Annotated in this window: 10 protein-coding genes; 2 read left to right on the top strand and 8 right to left on the bottom strand. The window is 72.9% G+C overall.

The genetic code is table 11. The features are described 5' to 3' along the window. Positions 1-22 precede the first annotated feature (22 nt). On the bottom strand, positions 23-472 hold the full coding sequence (locus DEJ32_RS13370) for a hypothetical protein (RefSeq protein WP_146234158.1): 450 nt from the start codon (positions 470-472) through the stop codon (positions 23-25). A gap of 88 nt (positions 473-560) precedes the next feature. Further along, on the bottom strand, positions 561-929 hold the full coding sequence (locus DEJ32_RS13375; protein WP_110890104.1) for a VOC family protein: 369 nt from the start codon (positions 927-929) through the stop codon (positions 561-563). Between the two features lie 61 nt (positions 930-990). Here DEJ32_RS13375 and DEJ32_RS13380 point away from each other — a divergent pair, with 61 nt between their 5' ends. Next, complete coding sequence (locus DEJ32_RS13380) at positions 991-1,458, top strand: MarR family winged helix-turn-helix transcriptional regulator (RefSeq protein ID WP_110901616.1); 468 nt, start codon at positions 991-993, stop codon at positions 1,456-1,458. Between the two features lie 33 nt (positions 1,459-1,491). On the opposite strand, the gene DEJ32_RS13385 is transcribed toward DEJ32_RS13380, so the two are convergent. From DEJ32_RS13385 to DEJ32_RS13410, 6 genes are all read right to left on the bottom strand, one after another. Continuing rightward, positions 1,492-2,190, bottom strand: a complete 699-nt coding sequence (locus DEJ32_RS13385) for an alpha/beta fold hydrolase (RefSeq protein ID WP_110901617.1) — start codon at positions 2,188-2,190, stop codon at positions 1,492-1,494. Between the two features lie 112 nt (positions 2,191-2,302). Beyond that, complete coding sequence (gene sufU / locus DEJ32_RS13390) at positions 2,303-2,752, bottom strand: Fe-S cluster assembly sulfur transfer protein SufU (RefSeq protein WP_110901618.1); 450 nt, start codon at positions 2,750-2,752, stop codon at positions 2,303-2,305. Then, positions 2,749-4,074, bottom strand: coding sequence for an aminotransferase class V-fold PLP-dependent enzyme (locus tag DEJ32_RS13395; RefSeq protein WP_110901619.1), 1,326 nt, complete (start codon positions 4,072-4,074; stop codon positions 2,749-2,751). Before DEJ32_RS13395 ends, sufU begins: the two co-directional genes overlap by 4 nt. Before the next feature lie 93 nt (positions 4,075-4,167). Next, positions 4,168-4,380 carry an antitoxin gene (locus DEJ32_RS13400; RefSeq protein WP_110824740.1) on the bottom strand — a complete coding sequence of 71 codons (213 nt, stop codon included), beginning with the start codon at positions 4,378-4,380 and terminating at the stop codon, positions 4,168-4,170. 160 nt (positions 4,381-4,540) lie between these two features. Next, positions 4,541-5,824 (bottom strand): chloride channel protein, encoded by a 1,284-nt coding sequence (locus DEJ32_RS13405; RefSeq protein ID WP_110890109.1) that lies wholly within the window; start codon positions 5,822-5,824, stop codon positions 4,541-4,543. Positions 5,825-6,037: 213 nt separating this feature from the next. After that, positions 6,038-7,021 carry a magnesium and cobalt transport protein CorA gene (locus DEJ32_RS13410; RefSeq protein ID WP_258369061.1) on the bottom strand — a complete coding sequence of 328 codons (984 nt, stop codon included), beginning with the start codon at positions 7,019-7,021 and terminating at the stop codon, positions 6,038-6,040. 73 nt (positions 7,022-7,094) lie between these two features. Between DEJ32_RS13410 and DEJ32_RS13415 the strand changes: the two genes are divergently transcribed. Next, a complete protein-coding gene (locus DEJ32_RS13415; RefSeq protein WP_220033028.1) occupies positions 7,095-7,913 on the top strand; it encodes a tryptophan-rich sensory protein in 819 nt (272 codons plus the stop codon). Positions 7,914-7,965 lie beyond the last annotated feature (52 nt).

The raw sequence follows: 7,965 nt of genomic DNA on the forward strand, positions 1-7,965 counted from the left end.
CGGGTGCGGGACGTGCCGGTGGTCAGCGGGGCGCCCGGACCGTGACCTCCGCCGTCGACGGGCCGCCGCACTGCTCGGAGCCGCCGTACCGGATCCACCGCGTGCGAACCGTCTCCGTCAGGAGCGGCCGGTCGGCGGCGTCCCGCAGCTCGACGACCGCCCGGTCCGGCGTGCCCATCAGCACGGGGAGCCGCCAGACGGCTCCGGCGGCGGTCGACGTCGGCGACGGGGCCGGCGCGACCTCGGGAGGCAGGACGGGCGGGTCGCTCGGCGCGGGCGGCGTGCATCCGGTCCCGGTGCAGACGGCGACGTCACGGACCGCGTCGACCGACCCGTCCGGTCCGCTGACCGTGACCACCACGGTGTTCGTCCACCCGATCGCCGGACAGGCCGTGGGCACGATGCCACACGCCGCTGTCGTCAGCACCGACAGCGCAGCCCCGGTCGCTGCCCACACCCGTCGCCCCCGCATGCCCCCATCGTCGGCCCTGAGGAGCGGTGGTGGGGACACGATGTGGTCACGACCACCGGTCGGGGACGACCGGCGGTCCGCGCGACGCTCAGGCGCGGTCGTGGAGGGTGACGTGGTAACCGTCGGGATCGGCGAAGGTGAACGTCCGGCCGAACGGGCCGTCGATCGGTGCCGCGACGATCCGGTGCCCGTCGGCCTCGAGGGCGTCGTGGACCGCCTGGACGTCGGTCGCATGCAACCAGAGGGCGACGCCGAGTCCCGGCTGGTCGACCGACGCGAGGTCGGTCCCGGGGAGGACGTCGCGCAGCGCGAACGCGATCGGCGTCGTGGTGAACACGACGGCGTGCGGTGGCCCGGCGGGCGAACGCTCGAGCCCGAGGTACCGCTCGTAGAACGCCTGCGAGGCATCGAGGTCGCGGACCTGCAGGGAGAGGAAGTCGGGGCCGGTGGCGGGCATGGGTGCTCCTTCTGGTCATGTCAGTTGTCTGACACCAAGCAGCGTATGTCAGACTGCTGACATGAGTCAACAGGACGGCGTCGACCTCCCGACCTCGATCGGGTACCTGCTCAAGGAGACCGCGACGGCGCTCCGGACCGCGATGGAGGCCGTGCTCCGCCCGCTCGGCATGACCGTGACGCACTACTCCTGCCTGGAACTCCTGGCGCAGCGTCCGGGGTCGTCGAACTCCGAGCTCGCCCGCGGCACCTTCGTGACCCGGCAGTCGATGAACGTCCTACTGCAGACCCTCGAGCGCGACGGCGTCGTCGAGCGCCCGCCCGGGGCCCGCTCGGGCCGGGTCATGCCAGCGCAGCTCACCGACCGCGGACGCCGGGACCTCGCCGCCGCGACGGCCGCCGTCCGCTCCGTGGAGGACCGGATGCTCGCCGACCTCGACGAGGACGACCGCGCCGCGGCGAGGCGGCTGCTGCGGAGCATGGTGCGCGCACTGCGCAGCGACGCGGCCGACAGCGCCAGCGCTGGCTGACCGTGACTCGTCGCGGCGTGAACCGGCGCGACGTCACCCGTGATGCGACAGGAAGTCGCGAACGACCCGCGCGGCGTCGGGATGGTCCTGCGGTCGGTGGCCGTGTCCGACGAGGGTCACGTGACGGGCGTCGGCGATCCGGGAGGCGATCGTCTCGTACTCGTCGTTCCATCCTCCTGTGATGACCAGTGTCGGTACGCCGGGACGCTCCGGGGTGTCCAGCGTCCACGGTCCCGGCAGCCGACGTTGCCGCTCCGCCGCGAGGAGGGCATCGGCGTCCCTCGGTGGTGCGGGGCTCCGACCGGTGAGTGCCGCGGTGAACGCGACGGCGAACTGCGCAGGCGCGAGCAGGCTCGCCTGGTCGAGGACCGGCTGCACACGTCGGACGTGCTCCTCGACCGATGCGTGCCCCCGTGCCAGCGCGTAGGCGCCAGGCTCGAACAGCACGAGCACGCTGACGAGGTCCGGACGACGCGCAGCGGCGCGCATGGCGACCGGTCCGCCGAAGGAGTGGGCGACGACCGCACTGCCGGTGCCGCACGCACGGAGGAGCCGCCGCTCCCACCGGTCCTGCTCGAACCACACCGGTGGACCGGCGTCGTACCCCGGCATCGCCGCGAAGCGAGCGCCGGGCAGTGTCCCCACCGAGGACCAGGCCCGACTCGGACTCCGGTTCGACGCGTGCAGGAACACGAGCTCGCGCCCGGTCCGCTCGTGCCCCTCTTCCGCCATGCGGTGCAGGCTACGGGAAGCAGGACGCCGGACGGGAGGAACGGCACCCGCTGGCACCGCGCCTCCCGTCCGGTGGACCGCCGCCGAGGGCCGCGCCCGCCCCGCGCCCGTGTCAGCCCGCCGCGACCGCCTGCTGCGCCGCCGCCTCGGCGGCGACCCACGCGAGCATGCCGCACTTGACCCGCATGACGAACTTCGAGACACCCTGGAAGGCGACGAGGTCCTCGAGCACGTCCTCGTCCGGCTCGCCGACGCCCCGGGAGCGCATCATCGTGCGGAACGCCTCGGTCAGGGTCAGGAGTTCCGGGACGGTCCGGCCGACGGCCATGTCGGTGAGGACCGAGGCCGACGCCATCGAGATCGAGCAGCCGTCCCCCTGCCAGGCGACGGCGGCGATCCGGTCGGTCCCGGGCTCGAGTCGGAGCCGCACGGTGATCTCGTCACCGCACGTCGGGTTCCGCTCGAAGTGCTCGGCGTCCGCATCCGGCATCGGACCGTCGCCCCGACGGGCTCTCGCGTGGTCGAGGATCACCTGCTGGTAGAGACCGTCCAGGCCGTTCACGCGGACTCCTCCGCACCGAAGTAGCGACGGATCCCGCCGACCGCGGTCACGAAGCGGTCGACGTCCTGGTCGGTCGTGTACACGTACGTGCTCGCGCGGCTCGTGGCGGTGAGCCCCAGACGACGGTGGAGCGGCTGCGCGCAGTGGTGGCCGGAGCGGACCGCGATGCCCTGCGCGTCGAGGTACTGGGAGACGTCGTGCGCGTGCACCCCGTCGACGACGAAGGACGCGAGGCCGCTGCGCGGGACACCGGCAGCGGGACCCACGACGGAGACGCCGGGGACGGTGGCGAGGCCGGTGAGCATCCGCTGCGCCAGGTGCTCCTCGTGCGCCTGCACCCGGTCCATCCCGATGTGCTCGAGGTAGCGGACGGCCTCGGCGAGCGCGACGGCCTGGGAGACCGGCTGGGTGCCTGCCTCGAACCGTTCGGGGGCCGGCATGAAGTCGGTGTGGTCCATCGTCACCGTGGTGATCATCGAGCCGCCGGTGCGGAACGGCGGAAGCGCGTCGAGGAGGTCCTGCCGACCCCAGAGCACGCCGATCCCGTTCGGGCCGAGCATCTTGTGCCCGGAGAACGCGGCGAAGTCGATGTCGAGGGCACGGACGTCGAGCGGCCGGTGCGGTGCGGACTGGCAGGCGTCGAGCACGACGAGCGCCCCGACGGCGTGGGCCGCCGCGACGAGCTCCGCGACGGGGGCGATCATCCCGGTGACGTTCGACACGTGGGCGAACGCGACGACCCGGGTGCGTTCGGTGACGAGCGCGACGGCGTCCTCGGCGCTCCAGCACCCGGCGTCGTCGACCGGCACCCAGCGCAGCGTCGCACCGGTGGCTGCAGCGAGCTCCTGCCAGGGCACGAGGTTCGCGTGGTGCTCGGCCTCGGTCACCAGGACCTCGTCCCCGGGGCCGATGCGGAAGCGGTCCGCCTCGGGACCGCCGCGTCCGGCGCTGGCGTTGCGGAGGCCGTAGGCGACGAGGTTGAGCGCGTCGGTGGCGTTGGCGGTCCAGACGACCTCGGACGGGCTGGTGGCCCCGATGAACCGGGCGACGGTGGCGCGGGCGTCCTCGTAGGCGTCGGTGCTCAGCGCGGCGAGGGTGTGGGCACCGCGGTGCACGGCCGCGTTGTCCTGCTCGAGGAAGCGCCGTTCGGCGTCGAGGACCTGCACGGGCCGCTCGGCCGTCGCGCCGGAGTCGAGGTAGGCCAGCGGCTGCCCGTTCACCTCCTGCTGGAGGATGGGGAAGTCCGCCCGGATGCGGAGGACCTCGTCCTCGGTGAGCGGTGCGACGAAGTCGTCCGTCGGCGTTGGTGCAACGATCGTCACGGTGCTGGCCCTCCTGTACGTCTCCGGGAGACAACCCGTCAATGGTGGTCGTTCTTCCCGGCAGCGTCCAGTCGGGCCGGCACCGCGCGGGCGCTACTCGTTCCCGACGCGCTTGTCGGCCTGCTCGCGGGCGGCGTCGATCTTGTCGTCGTACTTGCCACCGGTGGCCTTCTTCACGGCGTCGGCGACCCCTTCGAACACCTTGTCGCTGACGCCCTCGGCCTTCTCGCTCTTCAGCGCGTCCTGCACCTTGCCGTTCTGCAGCAGCGCCTGGGCCTTCTTCGTGATGTCGTCGAACCCTGCCATGACCTGCTCCTCGTCGATCGGGCGGGACCTCGTGCCCCGCGTCCTGGCGCCGATGCTAACCAGCGTGCGGCCACCTGGTCCGGGCCGTCCACCGGATGCCCAGCACCGGACCGGTCGACGGTGCCGCGGGGCGGCGCGGCGCGGCGCGGCGCGGCTCGGCTCAGGCCATCTGCGCACTGCGCCGACGGGCCAGGACGTAGCCGACGGCGACGGCTCCGCTCACCGCCAGCAGCGAAGGGATGAGGATGTCGGTGCCCTCCTGCGTGAACTCGACGACGAGCACGAGGGCCGTGAACGGCGCGCGCATCGTGGTGGCCAGGAACGCGGCCGCGCCGACGAACGCGAAGGCCGCCAGGCTGCCGCCGTCGGTCGGCCAGAGCAGCATCCAGGCGGCCCCGAGGAAACCGCCGAGCGCCGATCCGACCGCGATCGAGGGGGTCAGCGTGCCACCCACGGCGCCGGCACCGATCGTCGCCGCGGTCGTCACGGTCTTCAGCAGTCCGAGGACGAGGAGCGCGAGCAGGGGCGCCATGCCGAGCAGCGTCGGCCCGTCGAGGTCGGCGTTCATCGCGGCGAGTCCGAGCGCGCGGCCGTTCCCCATCACCTCCGGGAAGGGGATCGCGACGAGGCCGACGAGTGCGAACACGACCGGCAGCACGACGAGCAGCTTCCACCCGGTCGGGGCGATCGCCTGCAGCCGGTTCGTGGTCCGCACGAACCCGACCCCGGCGAGCCCGAGCAGCGGCCCGACGACGACCGCCCAGACGAGCAGCGAGGGCGAGAGGTGCATCGCCGGCACGTGGTAGAGCACCTCGTCCGGGATCACGAGCCGGGCGACGAACGCGGCGACGGCACTCGTGACGAACGCGGGCAGGGCCGTCGCCAGGGTGAGCTCGCCGAGCAGCACCTCGACCGCGAACAGCGCACCCCCGAGCGGCACGTCGTAGACCGCTGCGAGCCCGGCGGCAGCACCACAGGCCACCAGGACCTTCGTCTCGCGCGGCGTCAACCCGGCGCGGACGGTGAGCAGCTGCGCGGCCCACGCACCGAGTTCGCGCGGTGCGACCTCCTTGCCGATCGAGGCACCGAGACCCACCGCGAGGATCTGCACGCCCGCGTTGCCGACGGTCACCAGGGAGGGCATCCGCCTGCCCGCGACGGCGGCCGGGACACCGACGACCGGACGCCCCCAGCGCCGGATCGCCCACCACGCGACGGCCGTCAGGACGCCAGCGGCCAGGACCGCGAGGAAACGGTTCAGCGCCGACGGTGCGTCCGCCGCCTCCCGGTGCCCGCCGAAGGCGTAGCCGAAGGCGACGAACTGGATGAGTTGGAGCGCGAGCCACACGGCGATCCCGGCGGCCCCGCCGGCGACGCCGACGAGCCCCGTGACCACGGCGAGCTTGAGCGCCCAGGCCGGAGCGGCGAGACCGTTGTGTGGCATGTCGGCAAGCGTAGCGGGCGCGCGTCGGCGCGCGTCGGCGCGCTCGTCAATGGGTCGGCCGGGAGGCCCGACGCGCCGTCCCGGGTCCGGCACCGGTCCGGAGGCGGTGATCCGGGCCTCCCAGCCGGGCTGCGACGTCAGACCGCGGTGACGCGGTCGGGCACGACGGCGGGGAGCGACGACACCGGTCCGAGCGGGTGGGCGGTCGGGTCCTCAGAACCAGCGCTTGACCTTGAACACCGCGTAGAGGACCGCGGCGAACAGGACCATCAGCACGATCGACAGCGGGTACCCCCACGTCCAGGACAGCTCCGGCATGTGCTCGAAGTTCATCCCGTAGACCGCGGCGATGAGCGTCGGGGCGAACAGGATCGCCGCCCAGCCGGAGATCCGCTTCGTGTCGTCGTTCTGCTTCTGCGCCGCCAGGGTCGAGTCGACCGTCAGCGCGTTCTGCAGGAGCTGCCGGAAGGTGTCCAGCCGCTCCACGACCCGGATGACGTGGTCCAGGACGTCCCGGAACCGGCGCTGGAGCTCGACGGGCAGGTGGTACTTCTCGGCACCGCGGTGCAGGTCCTCGATCATCCGGATGAGTGGGCGTGCGGCGCGCTGGAAGTCGACCACCTCACCGAAGAGCTCGTAGACACGGCGGGAGACGCCGGCCTCGCCCGAGAAGAGCTGTCCCTCGATCTGGTTGATGTCCTCCTCGAGCCCGTCGATGACCGGCCGGTAGTCGTCGACGATCGAGTCCATGAGTGCCCAGAGCTGCGCCTGGGGCCCGGCGGTGACGAGACCGGGCTTGCCGCTCATCCGCTGCAGGGCGCGCGGGACCGCTCGTTCACCCCTGGGGTCGGCCTGCACCACCGCGAGGAAGAAGTCCTCGCCGACGAAGGCGTGGACCTCGCCGAACTCGACCTCCTCGGCCGCGTCCCGGTACACCGCGGGCTTGAGCACCGCGAAGAGCGTCGATCCGTACCGCTCGAGCTTCGGTCGCTGGTGTCCCTCGGCGGAGTCCTCCACCGCGAGCTCGTGCAGGCCGAGGGCGACCGCGACATCACCGAGCTCCTCGGCGTCCGGCCGATCGAGCACGATGCAGGCCGAGGCACCGTGCTCCGCGATCATCGTGAAGCTCTCGTCGAGCGAGGGACTCGTCGTCGGGGCGATCCGGTCCACGTACACGGTGTTCAGCTCGACGGTCACGGCACCACCGTACGCACCCTGGGCAGCGGCTGCGTGATCGCGGACGGGGCGGCGTAGCGTCCTGGTCATCAGCATGCTGAGGAAAGGGAGCACGATGCGCTGGATGCGGAAGGTCATGATCGCCGTGAGCACGGTGGTCGCCGTGGTGGGTTCGTTCATCGGGTCCGGGGCCGCGGGCGGCACCCCGATCGCCGAGGCGGCCGACGGCGCGCTCTCGGCATCGTCCACGGCGATCGCCCCCGGTGGGCCCGCATTCGGCATCTGGAGCGTCATCTACGTGGGGCTCGTCGCCTTCGCCGTCTGGCAGTTCCTCCCCCGTCGGGACGACCAGGCCCGGCACGACCGCCTCGCCGTGCCCGCGACCCTGTCCCTGCTCCTCAACGCGGCGTGGATCCTGTCCGTGCAGTTCGGCTTCCTCTGGCTGAGCGAGCCGATCATCCTCGCCCTGCTCGGCGTCCTGGCATGGGCGTTCGTGGTGCTCCGGCGCACCAGGCCGTCCGGCCCTGTCGAGGCGGTCGTCACGGACGGCACGTTCGGGCTGTACCTCGGATGGGTCTGCGTGGCGACGGCGGCCAACACGGCCGCGGTCCTGACGGCTGCGGGGTTCCGGGGCCTCGGCCTCGGCCAGGACGTGTGGGGTGTGGCGGTCGCAGCGGTGGCCGGCCTCGTCGGCGTCCTCGTCGGGGTGACCGGCCGTGGTCGCATCGCCCCGGCCCTGTCGCTCGGCTGGGGGCTCGCGTGGGTCGCGGTCGCGCGGCTCGACGGGCCGCTCGTCTCGGTGCCCACAGCCGTCGCCGCGCTGGTCGCCGTCGCCGTGGTGCTCGTGGTGACCGTCGTCGCGCGGGCCCGTGCAGGCTGGACCGCAGGGGCGGCCGCACTCCGCACCGCCTGAGCGCGCTGGCGCAGCGCCGGACCACTGCGCGGAACCGACAGATCGACGCGGA

Source organism: Curtobacterium sp. MCPF17_046, assembly GCF_003224295.1.
Taxonomy (GTDB): domain Bacteria; phylum Actinomycetota; class Actinomycetes; order Actinomycetales; family Microbacteriaceae; genus Curtobacterium.